We start from the raw sequence: 25,042 nt of genomic DNA, 5'->3' as shown, positions 1-25,042 counted from the left end.
GCCGCCGGTTTCGGGCGCCTGTTCGGCGGCTCTCCGGGCACGCGGCCGTCGGTCACGGTGCGCCCCGTCCCCGTGCACGCGATCGACCAGGCGATCGTCTGGGTGACGGTCGGCCTGCTGGCGTTCGGTCTGGTGATGGTCTATTCCGCATCGGTGGCGCTGCCCGACAACCCGCGCTTCGCGAACTACGCGCACGGCCACTTCCTGTACCGGCACGCGATCTTCATCGGCGTGTCGTTCATCGCCGCCCTCGTCGCGTTCCAGGTTCCGGTCGCCACGTGGGAGAGGGTGGCGCCCTGGCTGTTCATCGTGTCCCTGCTGCTGCTGATGGTCGTGCTCATTCCGCACATCGGCAAGGGCGTGAACGGCGCGCGCCGCTGGGTCGGTTTCGGCCTCATGAGCTTCCAGCCCTCCGAACTCGCCAAGTTCGCGACGCTGCTTTACGCCGCGGACTACATGGTGCGCAAGATGGAAGTGAAGGAGCGGTTCTTCCGCGCGGTGCTGCCGATGGCCGCGGCGGTCGCGGTGGTCGGCCTGCTGCTGCTCGCCGAACCCGACATGGGCGCCTTCATGGTGATCGCGGTGATCGCGATGGGCATCCTGTTCCTCGGCGGCGTCAACGCGCGCATGTTCTTCCTGATCGCGGCCGTGGTGACCGTGTCGTTCATGCTGATGATCGCGCTGTCGGACTGGCGGCGAGAGCGCATCTTCGCCTACCTCGATCCGTGGAACGAGAAATACACGCTGGGCAAGGGCTACCAGCTGTCGCACTCGCTGATCGCGATCGGCCGCGGCGAGATCTTCGGCGTCGGCCTGGGCGGCAGTGTCGAGAAGTTGCACTGGCTGCCCGAGGCCCACACCGATTTCCTGCTCGCCGTGATCGGCGAGGAGTTCGGCCTGGTGGGCGTGCTCACGATCGTCGTCGCCTTCCTCTGGATGACGCGCCGCATCATGCACATCGGCCGCCAGGCGATCGCGCTCGACCGCGTGTTCGCGGGGCTGGTGGCGCAGGGCGTCGGCGTGTGGATGGGATTCCAGGCCTTCATCAACATGGGCGTGAACCTCGGCGCGTTGCCGACCAAGGGCCTGACCTTGCCGCTCATGAGTTACGGCGGCTCGGCGATCCTGATGAACCTCATCGCGCTCGCGGTGGTGTTGCGCATCGACTACGAGAACAAGGTGCTCATGAGGGGAGGGCGCGCATGAACCAGCGTTGCGCGCTCGTCATGGCCGGCGGCACCGGCGGCCACATCTTCCCGGGCCTGGCGGTGGCGGAAGCCTTGCGCGCGCGTTCGTGGCGCGTGCACTGGCTGGGCGGCGGCGCCGGCACCATGGAAAGCCAGCTCGTGCCGCCGCGCGGCTTTGCTTTCGAGAGCATCGACTTCGGCGGTGTGCGCGGCAAAGGCCTGAAGACCATCGTGCTGCTGCCGCTGCGCCTGCTCAAGGCCTTCGCGCAGAGCATCGCGGTGGTGCGGCGCGTGAAGCCCGACGTGGTGATCGGCCTGGGCGGCTACATCACCTTTCCGGCGGGCATGATGAGCGTGCTGCTCGGCAAACCGCTGGTGCTGCACGAACAGAACTCGATCGCGGGCATGGCGAACAAGGTGCTCGCCGGCGTCGCCGACCGCGTGTTCAGCGCGTTTCCGAACGTGCTGAAGAAGGCGCAGTGGGTGGGCAACCCGCTGCGTGCCCCCTTCCTCGAGCAGCCCGGCCCGACGGAGCGCATGGGCAACCGCACCGGGCCCTTGAAGCTGCTCGTCGTCGGCGGCAGCCTCGGCGCGAAGGCGCTCAACGACATCGTGCCCAAGGCGATCGCCTTGCTGCCGGCCGAAGCCCGGCCCGTCGTGCTGCATCAAAGCGGCGCGAAGCAGATCGACGAATTGCGCGCCAACTACGCGGCGGCCAGCGTGCGGGCCGAGCTCACGCCCTTCATCGACGACACGGCGCAGGCCTATGCCGACGCCGATCTCATCGTGTGCCGCGCCGGCGCGAGCACCGTGACCGAGATCGCTGCCGTGGGCGCCGCCGCCGTGTTCGTTCCTTTCCCCGCCGCGGTCGACGACCACCAGACGACCAACGCGAAATTCCTCGTCGACGCCGGCGGTGGCTGGCTCGTACAGCAGCGGGAGCTGACGCCCGAGTGGCTGGCCAACCTGCTGCGCACCGTCGAACGTCCTGAACTCATTCGCCGCGCACTCGCGGCCAAGTCCATGCAGAAGATCAACGCCACGCAGGAAGTCGTGGCCGCGTGCGAGGAACTCGCGAAATGAAGCACGCGATCAAACACATTCATTTCGTGGGTGTGGGCGGCGCCGGCATGTCCGGCATCGCCGAGGTGCTGCGCAACCTCGGCTACGCCGTCTCCGGCTCGGACCTTTCGGACAGCGCGACGCTGCGCCGCCTCAACGGCCTGGGCATCCGCACCTTCGTCGGCCATGACGCGAACCACATCGCGGGCGCCGATGCCGTCGTGACGTCCACGGCCGTTCAGGGCGACAACCCGGAAGTGGTCGCCGCTCGCGCGCGCAAGATCCCGGTGGTGCCGCGCGCGATGATGCTGGCGGAGCTGATGCGCCTGAAGCAGGGCATTGCCATCGCCGGCACGCACGGCAAGACCACGACGACGAGCCTGGTCGCCAGCGTGCTCGCCGAGGGCGGGCTGGACCCCACTTTCGTGATCGGCGGCCGCCTGAACAGCGCGGGCGCCAATGCCAAGCTGGGCGGCGGCGACTACATCGTGGTCGAGGCCGACGAGTCCGACGCCTCGTTCCTGAACTTGATGCCGGTGATGGCGGTGGTGACCAACATCGACGCCGACCATATGGAAACGTACGGGCACGACTTCCGAAAGCTCGAGCGCGCCTTCCTCGACTTCCTGCACCGCATGCCGTTCTACGGCACCGCGATCCTGTGCATCGACGACCCGGCCGTGCGCGGCATCTCGCTGGACGTGCAGTGCCCGGTCACGAGCTACGGCACGAGCGAGGACGCGCAGGTGCGGGCCGTCAACGTGCGCGCCGACGGCCCGCAGATGAAGTTCACGGCGCAGCGGCGCAACGGGATCACGCTGCCCGACCTGGACATCACGCTCAACCTCGCCGGCCACCACAACGTGCTCAATGCGCTGGCGGCGATCGCGGTTGCGGTGGAGTTGAACGTCCCGGACGCGGCGGTGCAGAAGGCACTGGCGGAGTTCCACGGCGTCGGCCGCCGCTTCCAGCGCTACGGCGATGTGCCGGTGCGCGGCGGCAAAGGCAGGTTCACCGTGATCGAGGACTACGGCCATCACCCGGTGGAGATCGCGGCGACGCTCGCTGCGGCGCGCGGCGCGTTCCCGGGACGGCGGCTCGTGCTGGCGTTCCAGCCGCACCGCTACACGCGCACGCGCGACTGCTTCGAGGATTTCGTGAAGGTGGTCGGGCAGGCCGATGCGGTGCTGCTGGCCGAGGTGTATTCGGCGGGCGAGGAGCCCATCGTCGCGGCCGATGGCCGTTCGCTCGCGCGCGCGGTGCGTGTCGCGGGCAAGGTCGAGCCGGTGTTCGTCGACGACATCGCGGCCATGCCCGAGGCGGTCTTCGAGATCGCGCGCGACGGCGACGTGGTGATGTGCATGGGCGCGGGCTCGATCGGCGGTGTGCCCGCCAAACTGGTGGAAATGGGAGGCAGCGCATGACTGCCCTGATGGAAAAGATCGACGTGAAGGCGCTGGGCAAGGTGGCCGTGCTGATGGGCGGCCGCTCGGCCGAGCGCGAGGTCTCGCTGATGTCGGGCAGCGGCGTGCTCAAGGCGCTGCAGTCCAAGGGCGTGGACGCGCACGCGTTCGACCCGGCCGAGCGCGACCTGGTGGAGCTCAAGCGCAAGGGCTTCAAGCGCTGCTTCATCGCGCTGCACGGCCGCTTCGGCGAGGACGGCACGGTGCAAGGCGCGCTGGAGCTGCTGGGCATTCCATACACCGGGTCCGGCGTGATGGCGTCGGCCATCTCGATCGACAAGGTGATGACCAAGCGCGTGTGGCTGGCCGAAGGCATCCCGACGCCGAAGTTCATCTTGCTCAAGCGCGGCTCGTACACGCGCGAGCAGGTGCGCACCGTGCCCGACGACCTCGGCCTGCCTCTCATCGTGAAGCCCGCGCGCGAGGGCTCGTCCATCGGCGTGGCGAAGGTGCAAGGCTATTCCGACATGGCTGGCGCCGTCGAAGCCGCGGCAGCGCTCGACGCCGACGTGCTGTGCGAGGAGTACATCACCGGCGACGAGGTGACCTGCCCGATCCTGGGCACCGGCGACACCGCCCACGCCCTGCCGGTGATCCGCATCGTCGCTCCCGAAGGCAATTACGACTACCAGAACAAGTACTTCACCGACGACACGAAGTACCTGGTGCCCTGCGGCCTGCCCGAGGGCGAGGAGCAGGCGATCCAGGAGCTGGTGGTCAAGGCCTACCGCGTGCTCGGCTGCCGTGGCTGGGGCCGCATCGACGTGATGATCGACGGCAAGACGCGCAAGCCTTATCTGCTGGAGATCAACACCTCGCCCGGCATGACCGGCCATTCGCTGGTGCCGATGTCGGCGCGTGCCGCCGGCATCAGCTACGAGGACCTGTGCCTGATGCTGCTCGCCTCGGCGTCGCTGGACCAGGAAGCGAAGGGGGCAGCTGCGAAATGAAGGCTTCCGCCATGTCCATGCCGTTCGACGTGAAGCTGATGAACATCGCCGCGACGGCGCTGTTCGCGCTCGGCTTCGTGTTGATCCTGGCGGCGGGGACATGGTGGGCCGTGCGGCATCCCTTGTTCGCCATCGCCGGCATCACGGTGCAGGGCGAAGTGGCGCACAACAGCGTGCCGACGCTGCGCGCGAACGTCACGCCGCAGCTCGCGGGCAACTTCTTCACCATCAACCTGGCCGCCGCGCGCCAGGCCTTCGAGAGCGTGCCCTGGGTGCGGCAGGCGATCGTGAAGCGCGAGTTTCCCAACCGTTTGCGCGTGCTGCTGCAGGAGCACCATGCCGTGGCGCTCTGGGGCAGCGACACGGACCCGAAGCTGCTGGGCGACGGCGGCGAGGTCTTCGAAGCGAACGTGGGCGACGTCGAGCAGGACGACCTGCCGCGGCTCGCCGGCCCGGACGACCAGGCCGAACAGGTGCTGGCCATGTACCGCGCCGTCAAGCCCCTGTTCGATCCGCTCGACCTCGCGGTGCAGGCGCTCACGCTGACGCCGCGCGGCAACTGGCAGGCGGAACTGGACAACGGCGGCACGGTGGAGCTGGGCCGCGGCACGACGGCGGAAGTGACTGCGCGCACGCAGCGCTTCGTGCAGACCCTGACGCAGGTGGCGTCGCGCTACGGCCGCACGCCCGGAGCACTGGTGTCCGCGGACCTGCGCTACGGCGAAGGCTATGCATTGCATCTGAGGGGCGTCGCGACCAAGGACGTCGAGGCGGCGAAGAAATGAACGAGGGGCGACTCGCTTAAAAGAATGGCAAAGGAATACAAGGACCTGGTCGTGGGACTGGACATCGGCACCGCCAAAGTGATGGCGGTGGTGGCCGAAGTCCTGCCCGGCGGAGAGCTCAAGCTGGCGGGCCTGGGCGTGGCCGCGTCCAACGGGCTGAAGCGGGGCGTCGTGGTGAACATCGACGCCACGGTCCAGAGCATCCAGCAGGCGCTGAAGGAAGCCGAGCTGATGGCCGACTGCAAGATCACGCGCGTCTACACCGGCATCACCGGCAGCCACATCCGCGGACTCAACTCGAGCGGCATGGTGGCGGTGAAGGACCGCGAGGTGACGCCCGCCGACGTGGCGCGGGTCGTCGAGACCGCGCGCGCGATCAACATCTCGACCGACCAGCGGCTGCTGCTGGTGGAGCCGCAGGAATTCGTGATCGACGGCCAGGACGTCAAGGAGCCGATCGGCATGAGCGGCATCCGGCTCGAGGCCAAGGTGCACATCGTCACCGGCGCGCAGAGCGCGGCCGAGAACATCATCAAGTGCGTGCGGCGCTGCGGGCTGGAGGTCGAGCAGCTGCTGCTCAACCCGCTCGCGTCCAGCGTGGCGGTGCTGACGGAAGACGAGCGCGAGCTCGGGGTTGCGGTGGTCGACATCGGCGCGGGCACGACCGATGTGGCCATCTTCACCGGTGGCTCGATCCGCCACACGGCGGTGATCCCGATCGCCGGCGACCTGATCACGAGCGACATCGCGATGGCGCTGCGCACGCCGACCAAGGACGCCGAGGACATCAAGGTCGAGAGCGGCTTCGCCAAGCAGCTGCTGGCCGACCCCGAGCAGCAGGTCGAGGTGCCCGGGCTGGGCGACCGGGGCCCGCGCATGCTGTCCAAGCAGGCGCTGGCCGGCGTGATCGAACCCCGCGTCGAGGAGATCTTCTCGCTGGTGCAGCAGGTGATCCGCGAGTCGGGTTACGAGGAGGTGCTGTCCTCGGGCGTGGTGATCACGGGCGGCAGCGCCGTGATGCCGGGCATGGTGGAACTGGGCGAGGACATCTTCCTGAAGCCCGTGCGCCGCGGCATCCCGAAGTACACCGGCGCGCTCGCCGACATGATCGCGCAGCCGCGCGCCGCGACGGTGATGGGCCAGCTCGAGGAAGCGCGCCTGGCGCGCCTGCGCGGCTACAAGGTCGCGCAGAAGAACGGTTCGATGAAGACGGCGTTCGGCCGCTTCAAGGATTTCATCGTGGGGAACTTCTGACCATGCACCCGAACCTTCCCACACGACGACGGCGACGATGTCGGTGCACCGGTCCTCCACTCGCGCGTTAACGGATTCAACAACAAATCAGCAAATGGCAACTGCAACGGATAGGAGAAAGCGATGAGCATCGAAATGATCGAAGTCGAAGAGTTCCACCAGGGCACGCAGATCAAGGTGATCGGTGTCGGGGGCGGCGGCGGCAATGCGGTCGAGCACATGATCGGCCGCGCCGTGCAAGGCGTGGAGTTCATCTGCGCGAACACGGACGCCCAGGCGCTGGCGCGCAGCGCGGCCCACAAGACCATCCAGCTCGGCGCGAGCGGGCTGGGTGCGGGCAGCAAGCCCGAGAAGGGCCGCGAGGCGGCGCAGGCGGCCGAGGACGCGATCCGCGAGGCGATCAACGGCGCGCACATGCTGTTCATCACCGCGGGCATGGGCGGCGGCACGGGCACGGGTGCCGCGCCGGTGATCGCGCGCGTGGCCAAGGAGATGGGCATCCTCACCGTCGGCGTGGTGACCAAGCCCTTCGACTGGGAAGGCGGCCGCCGCATGACCAACGCCGACAACGGCCTGCAGGAGCTCGAGGCCAACGTCGATTCGCTGATCGTGGTGCTCAACGAGAAGCTGCTGGAAGTGCTGGGCGACGACGTCACGCAGGACGAGGCGTTCGCGCACGCCAACGACGTGCTGAAGAACGCCGTCGGCGGCATCGCGGAAATCATCAACGACTACGGCCACATCAACGTCGACTTCGAGGACGTGCGCACGGTGATGGGCGAGCCGGGCAAGGCCATGATGGGCACCGCGATCGCGGACGGCCCGGACCGCGCGCGCATCGCCGCCGAACAGGCCGTGGCCTGCCCGCTGCTCGAAGGCATCGACCTGTCGGGCGCCAAGGGCGTGCTGGTGCTGGTCACGGCGTCGAAGGGCAGCCTGAAGCTGTCCGAGTCGAAGCTGGCGATGAACACGATCCGCGCCTACGCGTCGCCGGATGCGCACGTGATCTACGGCGCCGCCTACGACGAGAGCCTGGGCGACCAGATCCGCGTCACGGTGGTGGCCACCGGCCTGTCGCGCGCCGGCCAGCAGCGCCGCACGGCCCCGCCGCTGCAGGTGCTGCGCACCGGCACCGACAACGTGCCGTTCAACGTGCCGACGGTGAACAACGCGGTGGCCGGCCCGGGTGCGATTCACATGCGCGAGCAGCAGGTGCCGCAGCCCGCCGACTACGGCAACATGGCCGTGCCCAGCGTCTGGCGCACCAACCGCACGCAGGCCGCCGCGAAGGTCGACGCGCTGTCCTCGGGCGGCATGGACGACTTCGAGATCCCGGCCTTCCTGCGCAAGCAGGCCGACTGAAGGAACAAGAACTCCAGAGATCCGAAGAGTGTTCTCCAAGGGAGTGCTTGGGGGTGGCGCGCGCAAGCGGGCCACCCGTTTTTCTCACGCGTCGGCCATCGAGTCCGAGCTGTTTCAGGAGGGTCCATGCGGGCATCGCTCTTTTGCGTCGTCGCCTCGGCGCTACTTATCGCGGGTTGCGCGTCGCAGCCGGTGGCGCTCTCGCCCAAGGTGCAGCAAAGCATCGAGTCCGTCCAGGTCGTGCTGTTCGTGCCGGACGAGAACCTCGAAATCGCGGTGACGCCCGGCAACGCCGGCAGCACGGGCCTGCTGGGCGCGCTGATCGTGGCGGCGATCGATGAAGCGCGGCGCAAGAAGGCCGCGGAAACCGCGCAGGCCGTCGTGCAAGCCAGCAGCGAGTTCGGGTTCGCCAACCGCATGTCCGCGCAACTCACCGCGGAATTCGCGCGCGTGCCATGGCCGCGGCTGCACGGTCCGGTCCAACTCGAGCAGATCGATTCGAGTTCGCAGCGGCGCATCGTGTACGACACCAGCCGCGCGCCGGCGGTGCTGATGGCGGACATCAGCTACAAGCTGCTCGATGCGCGGCTGGTCGTGACGGCTAACGTGCAGATCTTCCCGAAGTCGCCCAAGCTCATGCCGCTGCGCAGCCGGCCGGTGGAAGGTGACCCGCTGAACGAAGGCAACGCGCTGTACCGTCGCTCCTTCTCTTTCAGGTCGGACCGGATCGCGCCCGAGCAGATCAGGAATACCCTCAACGAGGGACTCGCGAATGTCGCGTGGCAGGTTGCGGCCGACATGGCGCACGTCGCGGGCTCGCAGGACACGATTCGCACGACGGCTCTGGCGCCGCGCTTTCCGGCCGCCGCGCGCAACCCTGCCGGCACCCCGCCGAACATGGTGGCCGCGGCGCCAGCCACAGGGGTCCCGGGTCCGGTGCTCCCGCCGCCATCGCAGTCGCAACCGCAACGCGTCGTGGCGAACAGCGAGTGGCAAGGTGCGTGGACGGGATCACTGCGCTGCGGTGCCTACCTGGGAAGTGCCACCGCGCGGGTCGCGAACCGCGGTGGCTGGACCGTGCCCGCGCACCTCACCGTCGATGGCCAGAGCGCCAGGCTCGAACGGGGCGATGCCACCTATGGCGAGGTCCTGACGGGCGAAATCATCGGTGCGATGGCGCAGCTCCAGGGTCAGGGCAGGATGAGTCAGCCGGCCAATGCCGTGCCCTGGCGCACGCAGGTGCTGGGCCGCTTCATGGCGGGCGATGCCGGCGGCACGCCGCGTTTCGAAGGGGCGGCGCGCATCTACGCAGCGGACGGAGCGCAAGTGCGCGACTGCAAGCTCGAACTGGCGCCGGCGAAGTCTTGACGGCTCGCGTCCCTCAAGGAAAGCTGTGATGGGGCCTTTACCGCGGCTTCAAGTGCGCCAGGCGCTGTCCACCTAGAATCTCGCCATGCTCCAGCAACGCACGCTCAAGACCCTGACCCGCGCCGTCGGCGTGGGGCTGCACAGCGGGCAACGCGTGGAACTGACGCTGCGTCCCGCCCAACCGGACACGGGCATCGTGTTCCGGCGCGTGGACCTGCCGATCCCCGTCGATATCCCCGTGTCTGCGTATTCGGTCACGGATACGCGGCTGGCCTCCACGATCTCCAACGGCGGGGCCAAGGTCCACACGGTGGAACACCTGATGTCCGCCTGCGTCGGCCTGGGCATCGACAATCTCTACATCGACATCTCCGGCGAGGAGGTTCCAATCCTCGACGGCTCCTCTGCCTCGTTCGTCTTCCTGCTGCAGAGCGCGGGCATCGAATTCCAGAACGCCCCGCGCCGTTTCCTGCGCGTGCTCAAGCCCGTCGAGGTGCGCGAAGGCGAGGGCGACAACCTCAAATGGGTGCGGCTGGAGCCGTACCACGGCTACAAGCTCACTTTCGAGATCGAGTTCAATCACCGCGTGGTCAGCTCCACCGGGCAGAAGGTCGAGTTCGACCTGGGGAGCGGCAACTACGCCCGCGACATCGCCCGCGCCCGCACCTTCGGCTTCACGCGCGATGTCGAGACGATGCGCTCCAAGGGCCTGAGCCTGGGCGGCGGCATGGACAACGCGATCGTCGTGGACGACTACCGCGTCCTGAACAGCGAAGGCCTGCGCTACGACGACGAGTTCGTGAAGCACAAGATGCTCGACGCCATGGGCGACCTGTATTGCGTCGGCAAGCCCATGCTCGCGGCCTACAGCGCGTTCCGCTCCGGCCACGCATTGAACAACAAGCTGCTGCGCGAACTGCTCGCCCAGCCGGACGCCTTCGAGATCGTCACCTTCGCCGACGAGAAGCTCGCGCCGTCCGGCTTCGCGCGACCCGCCCGCGCCTGGTAGTCCCATGGCGGTCTTCCGCGCGCTGATGCTGCTGTTGCTGGTGGCGTCAGCCGTCTCGTTCGGGTTCTACGCCGCCACGGGGCAGATGCGATATCGCGTGCTGGGCTTGCGCGTGCTCATCACGGCGCTCGTCGCCGGCTTCATCTTTTTTGCCGTGTTGATGGCCGAGCGGATCGCCTGAGAATGGGAGCGAGTTCGGCCGCGTTAGACGCGGCGGCGCAAGGCAACAGCGAAGTTCAATTGGGGTCAGAGTCCAAATTCGCGGCCTGCTTTGCAGGCCATGATGCATCGCGTCGCGATGCTGCGAAATTGGTCTCTGCCCCCAATTGAACCGGTACAGCAGGACGGCTGCCGGGCACCGCCTGACGCGAGCCACCCCGGCGCCCAAATAAACACGAAAGACACTGGATCGCGGGGTCAAGCCCGCGATGACGCCTCAGTAGTTGCGCCCGCCACGATAGGCGCCGGTCGTGCGCCGACCGAGCGCAACAACTTCGGCCAGGCGTGCCCGCGAGGCGCCCACATGCGCATGAGTGATCGCCAGCCCCAGCGCATCGGCGGCATCCTTGCCCGGCAAGCCCGGGAGCTTGAGCAGGCGCTTGACCATCTCCTGCACCTGCGCCTTCGCGGCCTTGCCGTGGCCGGCGACGGCCTGCTTCATCTGCAGCGCCGTGTACTCGGCGACCGAGAGGTTGCACGACACCAGCGCGGTGACACAGGCGCCGCGGGCCTGGCCGAGGAGCAGTGTGGACTGGGGGTTGACGTTGACGAACACGATCTCGATCGCCGCAGCATCGGGCTGATAGCGAGCCTTGACTTCGCCGATGCCGTCGAACAGCGCCTTCAGCCGCGCCGGCAGGTCACCGCGCTCGACATGAGCCGTCGTGATGGTGCCGCTGGCGACGTAATGAAGGGATGAGCCCGATACATCGATCACGCCGAATCCCGTAGTCTGCAGGCCGGGGTCGATGCCGAGGATGCGCATGGCCCAAGTCTAACCAGAACAACGATGACGTCGATCCTTCGTACTACCTTTCTCCTCCTCGCCGCCGCGCTCGTTTCCACGGCGACCTTCGCAGCGGAGTCCCGCACGCCTCCAGCGATGCAGCTGGGCGACGATGTGCGGCCGCTCGCCTACGAGCTCTCGCTCACCCTCGATCCGCGCGCCGAGAGCGCACCGGGCCATGTCGAGATCGACATCGAGCTGAAGCGCCCGCTCGACTTCTTCTGGATGAACGGCCGCCAGCTGGACGTGCGCAAAGCGCAGGTCACCGTCGCCGGCGAGGTGCTGCCCGCCCAGGTCACGGCCGGCGGCGACAACTTCATCGGCCTCGCGTTCCCGAAGGCGCTGCCGAAGGGGCATGCCCGGCTCGCCATCGACTACACGGCGGCGATCTCGCCGAAGGAGACGCGCGGCCTGTTCCGGCAGCAGGACCAGGGCGAGTGGTACGCCTACACGCAGTTCGAATCCGACAGCGCGCGGCGTGCGATGCCCTGCTTCGACGAGCCGCACTGGAAGACGCCGTGGACCGTGACGCTGGCGGTGCGCCGCGAGCATGTCGCCGTGTCCAACACGCCGGTGGCCGCCGAGCGCGAACTGCCCGGCGGGATGAAGGAAGTGCGCTTCGCCACCACGCTGCCGCTGCCCACCTACCTCGTCGCTTTCGCCACGGGGCCGTTCGACGTGGTCGATGGCGGCACGGCCGGCGCGAAGAAGACGCGGCTGCGCTACCTCGTGCCCAAGGGCCATGGCGCGCAGGTGGGTTACGCCCGCCAGTCGACACCGAAGCTGCTCGAGATGCTCGAGGACTATTTCGGAACGCCGTATCCCTTCGAGAAACTCGACAGTGTCGGCATTCCCGTCACCGTGCAGTTCAGCGCGATGGAGAACCCCGGGATGATCACGTACCGCACCTCCGTGCTCGCCGCCCGGCCCGGCATGGAGGACGAGCGCTTCCAGGAAACGTATGCGTCGGTCGGTTCCCACGAAATGGCGCACCAGTGGTTCGGCGACCTCGTGACCATGCAATGGTGGGACGACGTGTGGCTGAACGAGTCGTTCGCGACCTGGATGTCCCGCAAGATCGTCGCGCGCTACAAGCCGGAGTGGGAAACGGGCAGCCGGCGCCAGCACGAGCGCCACACCGCCTTCGAGGTGGATCGCCTGGCCAGCGCGCGCCAGGTGAGGCAGGCCGTCCATGCGGAGGCCGACCTGATCAACGCGTTCGACCGCATCACCTACGAGAAGGGCGGAGCGGTGCTGTCCATGTTCGAGGAGTGGCTGGGCGAGAAATCCTTCCGCGACGGCGTGCGCGCCTACCTGAAGGAGCATGCGTACGGCAACGCGACGGCGCTGGACTTTTTCGCGGCCATGTCCAAAGCCGATCCGACCGTCGGCCAGGCCTTCTCCAGCTTCGTCTCGCAACCCGGCCTGCCGCTGGTCGACTTCCAGCTCGATTGCACGGGTGCGCAGCCCGCGGTCACGCTGCGCCAGCAGCGGCTGCTGCCCGCACAGCCCGACGCCCCGCGCGACCAGCGCTGGATCGTGCCCGTGTGCCTGCGCCACGAAGGCGCGAGCGAAGCGACCTGCACCATGCTGCGGGAATCCACGCAGCGGATCGCGCTGGCCAAGGCCAGCCAGTGCCCGGCGTGGGTGCTGCCGAACCCCGGCGGCTCCGGTTACTACCTGGGCCGGCCGGATGCGCGCTCGCTGCAGGCGCTGTCGGGCGTCGCGCTGGGCCCGCAGGAAGCCGTGGCGCTCGTGACGGATGAGGCATTGCTCGCGACATCGGCCGCCCTGCCTTACGCGCGCGTGCTCGAACTGGCGTCCCGGCTGGCCGCGTCCGATCGTCCCGAGGTCGCCACCGCGGCAGCGGCGGCGGCCGAGGAGATCGAGCATTCCCTCCATGGCACCGCCGAACGTGCCGTGCTCGCGAAGTGGGTGCGCGAGAACCTGGGGGCGCGCGCCACGCAAGTCGGCTGGCTGCCGCGTGCGGGCGATTCGGACGCGATGCTCAAGCTGCGCGCGCAGTTGCTGCCGCTGGTCGCCGATGTCGGCGGCGATGCGGCACTGAAGTCGCAGGCGCGTTCGCTCGCGCTGGCCTGGCTGGCGGGCCAGCGCCAGCCGCTGGGCTCTGCCTACCGCGCCGTGCTGCGGACGGCGGCGCGCGACGCCGACAACGCAACGTTCGAGGCGTTCATCGACGCGGCCCGAAAAGCGAGCGACAGCGCCACCCGCACCGACATCTACGCGGCGCTCGGCCATGTGCGCGAGCCGTCGCTGCGCCTGCGCGCGTTCGATCACGCGCTCACGCAGGCGGCCGATCCGCGGGAAGGAATGTCCGTCTTCTCCTCCGCGGGGACGGAGCCAGCCAGTGCCGACGCGCTGCTCGCCTTTGCACGCGAGCGTCGAGCCGATTTTGCGGCTCGCCTGCCGGAGGACTCGCTCGCGCGCATGCCCCGCTGGCACGGGGCGCTCTGTTCGGCCGCGGGACGCGAAGCCGTGAAATCGCTGTACGAGTCGTCGCAGGTGCGAGGCATCCAGCGCAACCTGGCGCAGGCGCTGGAGACGATCGACATCTGCGTGCGCAACCGGGCGGTGCAGACCGCCGCCATGCACTAGGCGCCGAAGTACCAGCGCACCGAGTGGAAGAAGATCGGTGCCGCGAAGCACAGGGCGTCCACGCGGTCGAGCAGGCCGTTGGCGCCCGTCACCGACAGGCTGCGCTGGCCCCACGCGGTGACGCCGCGATCGCGCTTGAGGGCCTTCATCACCAGGTGCCCCATCGAGCCGGCGACGCAGGCGATGAAGCCCAGCGCCAGCGCCTGCCCTGGCTTGAAGGGGGTGATGAAGGACATCAGCCCGCCGACGAAGCTGCCCAGGACCATGCCCAGGAACCACGAGTACCAGTTGAAGCTGCTGCTGACGGCGGGAATGCTCGGCTTGCGATTCAGGTGGCGCGTGAGCAGGTGTTGCACGACCATGCACGCCTGCACGACGAAAACGAGGAAGAACACGAGGAACGCGCTCTTGCCCTCGTAGTCGCGGAACTCGAGCAGCATCAGCGCGGGCACGTGGCTCATGCCGTAGATGCAGACCATGATGCCCCACTGCAGCTTGGCGTTGCGTTCCAGGAAGCGTTGCGTGTCGCCACCCAGCGCGCTCGCGACGGGCACCGCGAGGAACACGTACACCGGGATGAACACGGTGAACAGGTTGAAGTGGCGCGTCGCCACCAGCCAGAACTGGATCGGCAGCACGACGAAGAAGGCGAGCACCAGCGCGCGGTGGTCACCGCGCCGCGTGGGCGACAGCGTGATGAACTCGCGCAGCGCAAGGAAGGAGATCAGGGCGAACAGGATGTCGGCGACGAGGGTGCCGGCCGCCCACGCGATCCAGAACACGACCACCATCGCCCAGGACGTGCGCATCAGCGCGCGGAAATCCTTGAGCTCCGCGTGCCAGCGCTCGTCGTGCGCGGCGCCCCGCTCGCGGAACGTCATGAGGAACGCCGTGACGCTCACGAGCGTGAGCAGCCCGAAGATCACGATGAACAGCAGCGCGACCTGCTGAGGGGGCGTGAGGCTGCGCAGGAAGGAGTTCATGCGTCCCGCAGGGCAATGACCGCTTGCCGCGCACGATCGAGGAAGTCGCGCCGCTCTTCGCCCGGCTCGAGCGCGATCGGCGCGCCGAAGGTGACCGAGCACAGGATGGGCACCGGCACCACTTCGCCCTTGGGCATCACCCTCTGGATGTTGTCGATCCAGGCGGGCACCAGCACCACCTGCGGAAATTTCAGCGCGAGGTTGTACAGGCCCGCCTTGAACGGCTGCGGCTCTTCCGCGTTGCCGCGCGTGCCTTCGGGAAAGATGATCAGCGAATCGCCGCGCTCGAGAGCGTCGGTGAGCGGCTGCAGCGGGTCCTCGCCTTCCTTCCTCTCGCGATCCACGTACACGGCGTTGAACACCGCGGTGGTGATCCACTGCTTGAGCCTGGACTTCGTCCAGTAATCCCTGGCCGCGATCGGCCGGGTGATCGCGCGCAGTTCCTCGGGCAGGGCGGCCCAGATCATCACCAGGTCCGCATGGCTCTGGTGATTGGCGAAGTAGATGCGCTGTTCGGCCTTCGGGGGGCAGCCGTACCAGCGGGCCTGCGCACCGGTCAGCAGGCGCACGAGCCCCAGCAGGGCGAGGCTCGTGATCTTCGCCAGCATGTCAGTGCCGCCCGGCCGCCCGAAGGCGCTGACGCGCCCCCTCGGGGGGCCACTCGCGCAGCGAGTGTGGGGGCCCTTTCATCAGGGCAGCTCGGCCCCGCGCATGCGGGCGACGATGGTCCACGCACGGGCGCCCAGGTAACCCGAGTTGGGCAGTTTCTCGAAATACTTCGGGCGCGGCAGCATGACCGCGAGCCGCGCGGCCTCGTAAGCCGTGAGCTGCGATGCACTCTTGCGGTAGTAGTGGCGCGCCGCCGCTTCGGCGCCGAACACGCCTTCGCCCCATTCGACGCTGTTCAGGTAGATCTCGAGGATGCGCTCCTTGCTCATCATCTTCTCGAGCGCGTAGGTGAGCACGATCTCCTGGCCCTTGCGCAGCAGCGTGCGTTCGCCCGACAGCAGCAGGTTCTTGGCGAGCTGCTGGGTGATGGTCGAGCCGCCGACGATCTTGATCGGCCGCAGCGGCCGGGCCGGCGCGTTGGTCTTCACGCGTGCCTGCTGCTTCGCCGCGCGCTCCTCGGCTTTCTGGTTGCGTTCCCACGCCTTCTCGATGGCCTCCCAGTCGACGCCGTCGTGGTTGGCGAAGGAATCGTCTTCCGACGCGATCACGGCACGCTTCAGGTTCTCGGAGATCTGCGGGTAGGGCACCCACTCCTGCGCCCAGCGCAGGTGCCCCTTGTCGCGGGTGATGCGGAACGCTTCCGAGCGCTGGAACGCGGTGGATTGCGGATCGACCGTCGCCGCGAAGGCGATGCGTGCAACGAAGAACACCTCCAGCGCGCAGCCGGCGAGCACGACGAGCGCGATCCAGCGGGCCAGTGCCTTCATGCGAGCGTGGCGCGCAGTTCGGCAAGCACCGGCGCGGAGGGCGGGCGCACGCCGCGCCAGAGCAGGAACGCCTCCGCCGCCTGCTCGACCAGCATGCCCAGGCCGTCCCGTGCCACGGCGCCATGCTCCTGCGCCCAGGTCACGAAGCCGGCGGCCGCGGGGCCGTACATCAGGTCGCAGGCGTAGGCATGCGGCTTGAGCACGCCGCCCACGACCGGCACGGCTGCGCCGCTCATGCTGCTGGCGGTGGCATTGATGACGACATCGAACGCGCCGGCGATCGAGAGATCCGACGCGGACACCTCGACGCCGTGCTGGCCGGCCAGCGCTCCATGTCGCCCGACCAGCGCCTGCGCCTTGTCCCGCGTGCGATTCGCGACGACGATGCGGCGCGCCTTGGCCTCGATCAACGGGCCCAGCACGCCGGCAGCCGCGCCTCCGGCGCCGACGAGCAGCACGTCGCGCCCGGCGAGCTCGACGCCTGCATTGCGCTGGATGTCGTTCACCAGCCCGATCCCGTCGGTGTTGTCGCCGAGCAGTTCGTCGGCGTCGAAGCGCAATGTGTTGCTGGCCTGCGCGAGCGCCGCACGAGGGGTGAGCCGCGTCACCAGCGCGGGCGACTCGAACTTGAACGGCACCGTGACATTGCAGCCCTTGCCGCCTTCGGCGCGAAACGCGCGCACGGCCTCGGCGAAGCCGCCCAGGGGGACCAGCCGCTTCTCGTAACGCAATTGCTGCCCGGTGAGTTCGGCGAAGCGCGCGTGGATCCACGGCGACTTGCTGTGCTCCACGGGATTGCCCATGACGCAATACCTGTCCATGTTGTCTTCAGCGACCGACCAGCTGGGTCTCGAGCGTGCCGTCGCGCGCAAAAGTGAAAGTCTGGATGAAAGCCAGCCGGTTGTAGCCCGATTTCACGAGCTTGGCCTGCACTTTCGCCGGCACCGTGCCGAACGGCCCCGCGTCGCGCGCGATCGCCTGGGCCCGCCGGTCCAGCGTCGGGCTGCCCGATGAGCGCTCGACCACCGCGTCGGTGACCTGGCCGTTGAAGCCCACCGTGAGCTGCACCACGAGCTGGCCATACAGCGGCCGGCCGGCAGCCTGCGGGAAATTGCGCGTGCCCTTGTCCTCGATCTTGCGGCGCAGCGCATCGTAGTAGATCGCGAAGACTTCCTCGCGCGTCGAGGGCGTGACGTAGCGCTTGCGCGGGCGGGCGTTCTCCTCCTGGATGCGCCGCTCGATCTCCGCGAGCAGCTTGAGCTGCCGCCGCCGGCGCTCCTCGAACGCCGCGCGGTCCACCGGCTTCGACTGCGCGAGCTCCGGCGGCTTCATGGAAAGGATTTCCTGCTTCTTCTGCGCGAGGAGCACGGTCTGCTGCTGGAGCATCTGGAATTCCGCCTGGCGCTGCATGTCCTCGGCCGAGTCGCCGAACTCGGTGAGTGCGGAAGGCGGCAGCGGGGACGTGGCCCGGCCCTTCTCGGTGTCGCCGCCGCCGGCGAGCGACGCCTGCGCGATGGCGTGCGCCTTGTCCGGCCGCTCGTTGGCGTTGGCGTTGACCAGGATCACCTCCAGCGGTGAATCCTCGAAGACACGGTTGAAGCCCTCCGGGTCCACGAAACGGAACGTGAGGAGGGCGGCATGCACGGCCAGCGAGACGCCGAGCGCGATCTGCAGGGAACTGAACTGACGCAGCTTCACGAGCCGGGATTGTCGCTGTTTACGGCTGGGCTGTCCTCTGTTTCGTTCACGTCGACGGCAATGGCGATCGGCCCGGCGACGGCTTCCTCCTCGCCTTCCTCCTCCATGTCCACCGGCTCGGCCGGCAGGTCCAGCCGCTGGGTGACCGTGCCCTTCACGTCGAGCGTGATCAGGTCGATTTCGCCCAGCTTCACGCGGGCGTGCGCGCCGCGCGGCAGCTCGGCGCCGCCCAGCACCGGCAGCACCAGCGGGATGTCGTCCGCGCGCACCAGGCCTTCCTTGAACAGCGCGCCGACGATCTCGCCGATGCCGTGCTGCTCCAGGTACTTGAGCGTCCAGTAGCGTTCCATCGTCGCCTGGTGACTGTTGTATGCCGTATACGCCGCGTCGAAGGCGGAGATGATCGAGAACAGCTCCGCGTCCTTGGGCTTGAACGGCGCGGCCAGGGCCGCCGTGCGCCCGTGCCGTGCCGCCGCGATGATCTGCCACTGGTTCACGAGGTCGGTGTAACGGCGCAACGGCGAGGTGCTCCAGGCGTAGCTCTTCACGCCGATGCCGGCGTGCGGCAGCGCCTTGGTCCCCATGCGAACCTTCACGCCGGGTGCGAGGCTGGCCTGGCTGCGGTAGATCGCCGGCACGCCCAGCTCCGCGAGCCATTGGCCCCAGGTGCTGTTGGCGAGGATCATCGCCTCGGCCACGATCAGGTCGAGCGGCGCGCCCCGCCGGCGCACGGTGATCTCGACGCGCTCCTCGCCGGTGGGCTCCGGCCCGTCGAGCCCGACCAGGCGGAAGTTGTAGTCCGGCCGGTTGAAGTTCTCCGGCTTGCCGCGCACGACCTCGCGCTGCGCCTTCAGCTGCAGCGCGAGCCGGTGCAGGAACGACAGCGGCGCGTGCAGGCCCGCGACCGGATGGTTGTCGCCCGCGTGCGACGCCGCGAGCCAGTCCTCGGTCACGGCGGCATCGAGCACGTCGTGGCGCAGGTTGATCGTGATCGGCACCCGCTCGAGGCGGGTCTCGGTGGACTTCAGCACCAGCGTCTGCTCGTCGAACGTGGCGTACAGCGAGACGGAAGGGCATTCCACGCCTTCCTGCAGCGTGTATGCCTGCACGACGTCGTCGGGCAGCATGGTGATCTTGTGGCCCGGCATGTAGACCGTCGACAGGCGCTGCCGGGCGGCCGCGTCGATCGGCGTGCCGGGCTGGATCGCGAGGCCGGGCGCGGCGATGTGGACGCCGACCACGACGGAACCGGTGCCCAGCCCTTGCACGGAAAGCGCGTCGTCGATTTCCGTGGTGCTCGAGTCGTCGATCGAGAAGGCCTGCACCGGCGCGAGCGGCAGCTCTTCGCGAATCGCCGCAGCGGCCAGCGGCGGGAAGGCCGTGCCTTTCGGGAAGTTGTCGAACAGGAAGCGTTTCCAGTGGAACTGGTAGGCCGACGTGATCGCGCCCGCGCGTTGCAGCAGCGTGAGCGGCGAAAGCTGCGCCTGGCGCGACGCCTCGACCACGGCCTTGTATTCGGGGGCGTTCTTGTCCGGCTTGAACAGGATGCGATAGAGCTGTTCGCGGATCGGCGCCGGGCAATCGCCGGCCACCAGCTCGCCGGCCCAGGCCGCGATCTGCGCCTGCACCTGCTTCTTCTTCTCGATCGCGACCAGCGCCTGCTGCACGATTTCGGCGGGCGCCTTGCGGAAGCGCCCGCGGCCCAGGCGCCGGAAGTAATGCGGCGCGTCGAACAGGCGAAAGAGGGCGGCCGCCTGCTGCCCGAGGGTGGGCTTGTCGCTGAAGTATTCCCGCGCGAGATCGCCGAAGCCGAACTCCTCGTCGGGCGCGAATTCCCAGGCCAGGTCCAGCTCGATGGATGGGGCGAGCTCCTGCGCCTCACGAATCAACTCGGCGGGCGCGGGCTTCTCGAAGCGCAGCAGAACGCTCGCCGCCTTGACCTTGACGCGCTTGCCGCTGTCGAGCTCCACCTGCGCCGACGACTCCGCCTCGGACAACACCCGGCCGGCCTGGAACTTCCCGGCTTCCTCGAACAGAACGAACATGGGCGCGATTGTCCCATGCGGGCGGCTCAGTCCAGGCCCAGGAACCCCAGCACTTCGGCGATGTGGTCGTCGAAGTCCGACAGTGCGTGGTCGCTGCCTTCGAGCAGCTTGATGCGGCTGCCGGCGTGGTGCGCGGTCATCTCGCGCCAGTCCAGCACCTCGTCGCCCTTCGCGATCACCGCGAAATAGTTCTCGGGATGGCGCAGCCGCCCCGGCTCGAGTGCGCGCAATTCATCGACGTACTCGGGCGCGAAGTGGAAATGTTCCGCCGGGTCGTGCCACGCGGTCTGCTCGCCGATGTACTGCGCCAGGTCCCGCGCGGGATCGACGGCCGGATTGAGCAGCACCGCCCGGCATTCGCAGGCCTGGGCGACAGCGCTTGCGTAGAACCCGCCGAGCGAGGAGCCGATCACGCCCATGCGGTCGCGCGGCCACGCCGCGATGCCCGCCATCACCAGGGCCATCGCGGCCTTGGGCGAGGGCGGCAGTTGCGGACACCACCAGGTGACCGAAGGATGGCGCGCCTGCACCCGGGCCGCGACTTTCCGCGCCTTGGTGGAATGGGGCGACGAGCGGAAGCCGTGCAGGTACAACAGGTGCGTAACAGGAGGCATGGGCATGGCGAGCCATGATGCCATCGCGCGATAATGCCGGGCCATGTCCGCCGTCTTCGAACAGCCATCCGTCCGGCACCGCCTCGCGCCGATGCTGGAGGGCTTCGACGGCCCGCTGGCCTTCGCCGTCTTCCTGCTTGCCTGCGCCGGGCTGCTGACCATGTACTCGGCGGGCTACGACTTCGGCTCGCGCTTTGCAGACCACGGCCGCAACATGGCGCTGGCCGGCCTGATCATGTTCGTCGTGGCGCAGGTCCCGCCGCAGCGCCTGATGCGCTTTGCCGTTCCCCTGTACACGGTCGGCGTCGCGCTGCTCATCGCCGTCGCGGTGTTCGGCATCACCAAGAAGGGCGCCAAGCGCTGGGTGAACATCGGCGTGGTGATCCAGCCCAGCGAGATCCTCAAGATCGCCATGCCGCTGATGCTGGCGTGGTGGTTCCAGAAGCGCGAAGGGCAGTTGCGGCCGCTCGATTTCGTGGTGGCCGCCGTGCTGCTGCTCATCCCCGTGGGCCTGATCGTGAAACAGCCCGACCTCGGCACCGCGATCCTCGTGCTGGTCGCCGGTCTGTCCGTGATCTTCTTCGCGGGCCTGTCGTGGAAGCTGATCCTGCCGCCGGTGATCCTGGGGCTCGTCGCGGCCGTGCTGCTGATCGCGTTCGAAGGGCGCCTGTGCGCCGAAGGCGTGCGCTGGCCGGTCCTGCACGACTACCAGCAGCAGCGCATCTGCACGCTGCTCGATCCCAGCACCGACCCGCTCGGCAAGGGCTTCCACATCATCCAGGGGATGATCGCGATCGGTTCGGGCGGCGTCTTCGGCAAGGGATTCATGCAGGGCACGCAGACCCACCTGGACTTCATCCCCGAACGCACGACCGACTTCATCTTCGCCGGGTTCTCCGAGGAGTTCGGGCTGGTCGGCAACCTGCTGCTGATCGCCGGCTTCGCGTTCCTGATCCTGCGCGGACTCGCGATCGCGCTCGAAGCCTCGACGGTGTTCTCGCGCCTGCTGGCCGGCTCGATCACCATGATCTTCTTCACGTACGCCTTCGTGAACATGGGCATGGTGAGCGGTATCCTGCCCGTGGTCGGTGTGCCGCTGCCTTTCATCAGCTATGGCGGCACGGCGATGGTCACGCTGGGCATGGGCCTGGGCATCCTGATGTCCATCGCCAAGAGCAAGCGGCTCGTCCAGACCTGAGGCGCGCCATGTTTCCGGTCGGCGTGGTCGGCGTGGGCAACATGGGCGGCGGCATGGCGGCCCGTCTCCTCGATCTGGGCTGGCCGGTGCGCGTGCATGACATCGATCGCGCCAAGGTCGACGCGTTGGCTGCCGCGGGTGCGACCGCCTGTGCCGACGCGACGGATGTCGCACGCGAAGCGCGCACGGTCATCGTGTGCGTGGTCGATGCGGCTCAGGCCCGCGACGTGCTGTTCGGCGAGCGGGGTGCCGTGCAGGCGCTCGCTGCCGGCAGCGCCGTGATGCTGTGCCCGACCATCGCACCGGAGGATGTGGAACGCATCGCAGGCAAGCTGGCCGCGCTCGGCATCGCCGCCATCGATGCGCCGATGTCCGGCGGTCCGGCGCGGGCCCGCGACGGCTCGATGAGCCTGATGGTCGCGTGCGCGCAAGCGGTCTTCGAGGCTCATCGCGAACTCGTGGCCGCCTTGAGCAGCAAAGTGTTCCGCATCAGCGAGCGGCCGGGCGACGGCGCGCGGACGAAGCTGGTGAACAACCTGCTGGCCGGCATCAACCTCGCCGGCGCGGCCGAGACCATGGCGCTGGCGCAACGCTTGGGACTCGATCTCCCCACCACGCTCGACGTGATCGCCCAGTCGAGCGGCCAGAGCTGGATCGGCAGCGACCGCATGCGCCGCGCCATCGACGGCGACTGGGAGCCGCGCGCGCACATGACCCTGCTCGCGAAGGACACGCGGCTCGCGGTCGAAGCCGCGCGGGCGGCCGGTTTCGACGGGCCGCTCGGGCCGGTGGCGCGCGACCTCTTCGCGCGAGCCCTCGACAACGGGATGGCGGATCTCGATGACGCCGCCCTCTTCAGGCTGCTGTCGCAACGCTAGACTCGTCGGGTCATGGCGCCCCCACGAACCACCATCCTGATCGTCGAGGACGACGACGCCATCCGCAGCAACGTCATCCGGCTGTTGAAGCTGGAAGGCTACGCGATCGATTCGGCGACGAACGGCAGGCAGGGACTGGCGAGGGCGAGGGCCGTGCGGCCCCAGGTCATCATCACGGACATCGGCATGCCCGAGATGGACGGCTTCGAGCTGCTCGACGCGATCCGCGCGGACCAGGACCTGGGCGCCACGTCCGTCATGCTGCTCACGGCGCTGGACGACCGCGCCAGCATGCGCCGCGGCATGACGTCAGGCGCCGACGATTACCTCGCCAAGCCCTTCACGCGGGTCGAGCTGCTCGATGCGCTGGCCGGCCTGCTGAAAAAGCGCGGCCGCATCGAGGCCAGCATCGAATCGGCGGTGAAGGCCCGCGAGGAACACCTGCGCCGAGCCTTCACCGAGAGCCTGGGCGGCCGTGCGATGACGGACAAGTTCGGGCTCGAGGCGCCATCCGGCGCGATCGCCGAGACGGCGCTCGAGGCGACGGTGCTGTTCTCCGACATCCGCGGCTTCACGTCGCTGGCCGAGAAACTCAGTTCCCGCGAGGTCGCGGAGCTGCTCACCGAGTACTTCGGCCGCGTGTGCGAGCCGGTGCTGAAAAACGGCGGGCGCCACCTGCGCTTCATCGGCGACGGGCTGATGGCGGTGTTCTCCGACACGATGGGGGGCGCGTCGCCCTTGCCGGCCAGCCGGCGCGCGATTTCGGCGGCGCTGGGGATGACGCTTGCCACGCACGAGTTCCGCTCGTGGCTGTCGTGGCGATTCGCGAAGCGCGGGCTGCCGGCGTTCGCGATCGGCGTCGGCCTGCATGCGGGCGAGGTGACGATCTGCCGGCTCGGCACCACGCAGAACAAGGAGACCACGCCGATCGGCGATACCGTGAACCTGGCGGCACGGCTGGAATCGACGAGCAAGGAACTGGGCTGGACCGTGGTCGCGAGCACCACGGTGCTGAAGGCCGCCGGCGAAGGCGTGCTCACCGGCGGCATCACCTCGCTCGAAGTGCGTGGCCGCAACGAATTCGTCGAAGTCGCCGAGATCGTCGGGCTGGAAGCGAACCAGCAGGACATCCGCCACGGGATGGCGACGCTCACCGAGCGTGCGCAGGAGGTGCGCGAAGCGGTGCAGATCAATTCCGAGATCACGGCGCGTGCCGTCAAAGGCGCGCTCCAGTCGAAACTCTCCGCATTCATGGACCACCGCTTCGAGCCGGGCGGCGAGCCTTTGCGCCTGAAAGGCTACCGGCTCACGCGCAAGATCGGCTCGGGCGGCATGACCGAAGTGTTCCTCGCCGTGCGCGAATCGGACCTGCTGCCCGTGGTGCTGAAGGTGCTCGATGCGAGCGGGAAGGCCACCAGCGAGCACCTGTCGCGATTCATCCAGGAGTACGCGCTGCTGTCGCGCATCGAGCACCCGAGCGTGATCCGCATCTACGACCAGGGCTTCACGGACGACCACGCCTACATCGCGATGGAGTACTTCGAGCGCGGCGACCTGCGCGCCGAAATCCAGGCGGGCATGACCCAGGACCGGGTGCTGGAGATCGTGCGCCAGGTGGCGCAGGCGCTCGATGCGATCCACGCCTGCGGGATCATCCACCGCGACCTCAAGCCCGAAAACATCATGCGCCGGCCCGACGGCAGCGTGGCGCTGGCCGACTTCGGCATCGCCAAGTCGATGATGCAGCAGGAAAACCTCGCCTTCACGCAGACGCGCCACGGCGACGTGGTCGGCACGCCCTTCTACCTGAGTCCGGAGCAGGCATCGGGCCAGGCGATCACGACCGTGTCGGACCTGTACAGCCTGGGCGTGATGATGTTCGAGATGCTCATGGGCGAGCGGCCCTTCCGCGCCGAATCGCTCGACCTGCTGCTGGCCCGCCATCTCTCGGCGCCGACGCCGAGCCTGCCCTCGCAGCACGCGGCTCTGCAGCCGATCATCGATACGCTCATGGCCAAGAAACCGGAAGAGCGCTACCCATCCGCGCGCGCGCTGCTGCAAGCCCTGGACGACCGCGACCATGCCCGGACGGTCGTGCAGCGCAAGCACTGATCCCGCCGAACTCCTA

General features: G+C 68.4%; 22 protein-coding genes. 14 read left to right on the top strand and 8 right to left on the bottom strand.

Annotation, left to right across the window (positions count from 1 at the left end; genetic code table 11):
• Positions 1–18: 18 nt before the first annotated feature.
• The 10 genes from ftsW (at position 19) to AC3EF3_RS13970 (ending at position 10,621) form a co-directional block, all read left to right on the top strand.
• The gene (ftsW, locus tag AC3EF3_RS14015; protein WP_488533794.1) at positions 19–1,206 is read left to right on the top strand and encodes a putative lipid II flippase FtsW; all 1,188 of its coding nucleotides are present in this window, start codon (positions 19–21) and stop codon (positions 1,204–1,206) included.
• Positions 1,203–2,270 (top strand): undecaprenyldiphospho-muramoylpentapeptide beta-N-acetylglucosaminyltransferase, encoded by a 1,068-nt coding sequence (murG, locus tag AC3EF3_RS14010; RefSeq protein WP_488532762.1) that lies wholly within the window; start codon positions 1,203–1,205, stop codon positions 2,268–2,270. The genes ftsW and murG overlap by 4 nt, the downstream gene beginning before the upstream one ends.
• Positions 2,267–3,673 carry a UDP-N-acetylmuramate--L-alanine ligase gene (murC, locus tag AC3EF3_RS14005; RefSeq protein ID WP_488532761.1) on the top strand — a complete coding sequence of 469 codons (1,407 nt, stop codon included), beginning with the start codon at positions 2,267–2,269 and terminating at the stop codon, positions 3,671–3,673. The genes murG and murC overlap by 4 nt, the downstream gene beginning before the upstream one ends.
• Positions 3,670–4,662: a D-alanine--D-alanine ligase gene (locus AC3EF3_RS14000; RefSeq protein ID WP_488532760.1), complete on the top strand. Its 993-nt coding sequence runs from the start codon at positions 3,670–3,672 to the stop codon at positions 4,660–4,662. The genes murC and AC3EF3_RS14000 overlap by 4 nt, the downstream gene beginning before the upstream one ends.
• A complete protein-coding gene (locus AC3EF3_RS13995; protein ID WP_488532759.1) occupies positions 4,659–5,447 on the top strand; it encodes a cell division protein FtsQ/DivIB in 789 nt (262 codons plus the stop codon). Before AC3EF3_RS14000 ends, AC3EF3_RS13995 begins: the two co-directional genes overlap by 4 nt.
• 24 nt (positions 5,448–5,471) lie before the next feature.
• Complete coding sequence (gene ftsA / locus AC3EF3_RS13990; protein WP_488532758.1) at positions 5,472–6,701, top strand: cell division protein FtsA; 1,230 nt, start codon at positions 5,472–5,474, stop codon at positions 6,699–6,701.
• A 123-nt stretch (positions 6,702–6,824) separates the two neighbouring features.
• The gene (gene ftsZ, locus AC3EF3_RS13985; protein ID WP_488532757.1) at positions 6,825–8,063 is read left to right on the top strand and encodes a cell division protein FtsZ; all 1,239 of its coding nucleotides are present in this window, start codon (positions 6,825–6,827) and stop codon (positions 8,061–8,063) included.
• Positions 8,064–8,189: 126 nt separating this feature from the next.
• Positions 8,190–9,431, top strand: a complete 1,242-nt coding sequence (locus tag AC3EF3_RS13980; RefSeq protein WP_488532756.1) for a hypothetical protein — start codon at positions 8,190–8,192, stop codon at positions 9,429–9,431.
• A gap of 85 nt (positions 9,432–9,516) precedes the next feature.
• Positions 9,517–10,440, top strand: a complete 924-nt coding sequence (gene lpxC, locus AC3EF3_RS13975; RefSeq protein WP_488532755.1) for a UDP-3-O-acyl-N-acetylglucosamine deacetylase — start codon at positions 9,517–9,519, stop codon at positions 10,438–10,440.
• Positions 10,441–10,444: 4 nt separating this feature from the next.
• A complete protein-coding gene (locus tag AC3EF3_RS13970; protein WP_488532754.1) occupies positions 10,445–10,621 on the top strand; it encodes a hypothetical protein in 177 nt (58 codons plus the stop codon).
• Between the two features lie 255 nt (positions 10,622–10,876).
• Here AC3EF3_RS13970 and ruvC read toward each other — a convergent pair whose 3' ends face one another.
• Positions 10,877–11,425 carry a crossover junction endodeoxyribonuclease RuvC gene (ruvC, locus tag AC3EF3_RS13965; protein WP_488532753.1) on the bottom strand — a complete coding sequence of 183 codons (549 nt, stop codon included), beginning with the start codon at positions 11,423–11,425 and terminating at the stop codon, positions 10,877–10,879.
• Between the two features lie 24 nt (positions 11,426–11,449).
• On the opposite strand from ruvC, the gene AC3EF3_RS13960 reads away from it, so the two are divergent.
• A complete protein-coding gene (locus tag AC3EF3_RS13960) occupies positions 11,450–14,062 on the top strand; it encodes a M1 family metallopeptidase (RefSeq protein WP_488532752.1) in 2,613 nt (870 codons plus the stop codon).
• Here AC3EF3_RS13960 and AC3EF3_RS13955 read toward each other — a convergent pair.
• The 7 genes from AC3EF3_RS13955 to AC3EF3_RS13925 all read right to left on the bottom strand — a co-directional run bounded on the left by AC3EF3_RS13955 (position 14,059) and on the right by AC3EF3_RS13925 (position 20,862).
• The gene (locus AC3EF3_RS13955) at positions 14,059–15,045 is read right to left on the bottom strand and encodes a phosphatidate cytidylyltransferase (protein WP_488532751.1); all 987 of its coding nucleotides are present in this window, start codon (positions 15,043–15,045) and stop codon (positions 14,059–14,061) included. The genes AC3EF3_RS13960 and AC3EF3_RS13955 overlap by 4 nt on opposite strands.
• Positions 15,042–15,653, bottom strand: a complete 612-nt coding sequence (locus AC3EF3_RS13950; RefSeq protein WP_488532750.1) for a lysophospholipid acyltransferase family protein — start codon at positions 15,651–15,653, stop codon at positions 15,042–15,044. The genes AC3EF3_RS13955 and AC3EF3_RS13950 overlap by 4 nt, the downstream gene beginning before the upstream one ends.
• 81 nt (positions 15,654–15,734) lie before the next feature.
• Positions 15,735–16,481: a transglycosylase domain-containing protein gene (locus AC3EF3_RS13945; RefSeq protein WP_488532749.1), complete on the bottom strand. Its 747-nt coding sequence runs from the start codon at positions 16,479–16,481 to the stop codon at positions 15,735–15,737.
• Positions 16,478–17,302 (bottom strand): shikimate dehydrogenase, encoded by an 825-nt coding sequence (aroE, locus tag AC3EF3_RS13940; protein WP_488532748.1) that lies wholly within the window; start codon positions 17,300–17,302, stop codon positions 16,478–16,480. Before aroE ends, AC3EF3_RS13945 begins: the two co-directional genes overlap by 4 nt.
• Positions 17,303–17,309: 7 nt before the next feature.
• Positions 17,310–18,173, bottom strand: coding sequence for an energy transducer TonB (locus AC3EF3_RS13935; protein WP_488533793.1), 864 nt, complete (start codon positions 18,171–18,173; stop codon positions 17,310–17,312).
• A gap of 2 nt (positions 18,174–18,175) precedes the next feature.
• The gene (locus AC3EF3_RS13930; protein ID WP_488532747.1) at positions 18,176–20,224 is read right to left on the bottom strand and encodes a ribonuclease catalytic domain-containing protein; all 2,049 of its coding nucleotides are present in this window, start codon (positions 20,222–20,224) and stop codon (positions 18,176–18,178) included.
• 26 nt (positions 20,225–20,250) lie between these two features.
• A complete protein-coding gene (locus AC3EF3_RS13925; RefSeq protein WP_488532746.1) occupies positions 20,251–20,862 on the bottom strand; it encodes a YqiA/YcfP family alpha/beta fold hydrolase in 612 nt (203 codons plus the stop codon).
• Positions 20,863–20,881: 19 nt separating this feature from the next.
• Here AC3EF3_RS13925 and rodA point away from each other — a divergent pair, with 19 nt between their 5' ends.
• The 3 genes from rodA to AC3EF3_RS13910 are packed head-to-tail and all read left to right on the top strand — an operon-like array spanning position 20,882 to position 25,026.
• The gene (rodA, locus tag AC3EF3_RS13920) at positions 20,882–22,036 is read left to right on the top strand and encodes a rod shape-determining protein RodA (protein ID WP_488532745.1); all 1,155 of its coding nucleotides are present in this window, start codon (positions 20,882–20,884) and stop codon (positions 22,034–22,036) included.
• Positions 22,037–22,044: 8 nt separating this feature from the next.
• Entirely contained in the window at positions 22,045–22,914 is an 870-nt protein-coding gene (locus AC3EF3_RS13915) for an NAD(P)-dependent oxidoreductase (protein ID WP_488532744.1), read from the top strand.
• Between the two features lie 12 nt (positions 22,915–22,926).
• Positions 22,927–25,026, top strand: a complete 2,100-nt coding sequence (locus AC3EF3_RS13910; protein ID WP_488532743.1) for a protein kinase domain-containing protein — start codon at positions 22,927–22,929, stop codon at positions 25,024–25,026.
• Positions 25,027–25,042 lie beyond the last annotated feature (16 nt).

The sequence above is a fragment of the Ramlibacter sp. GS1-15 genome (assembly GCF_057785015.1).
This window is presented reverse-complemented; position numbering and strand designations above follow the sequence as displayed.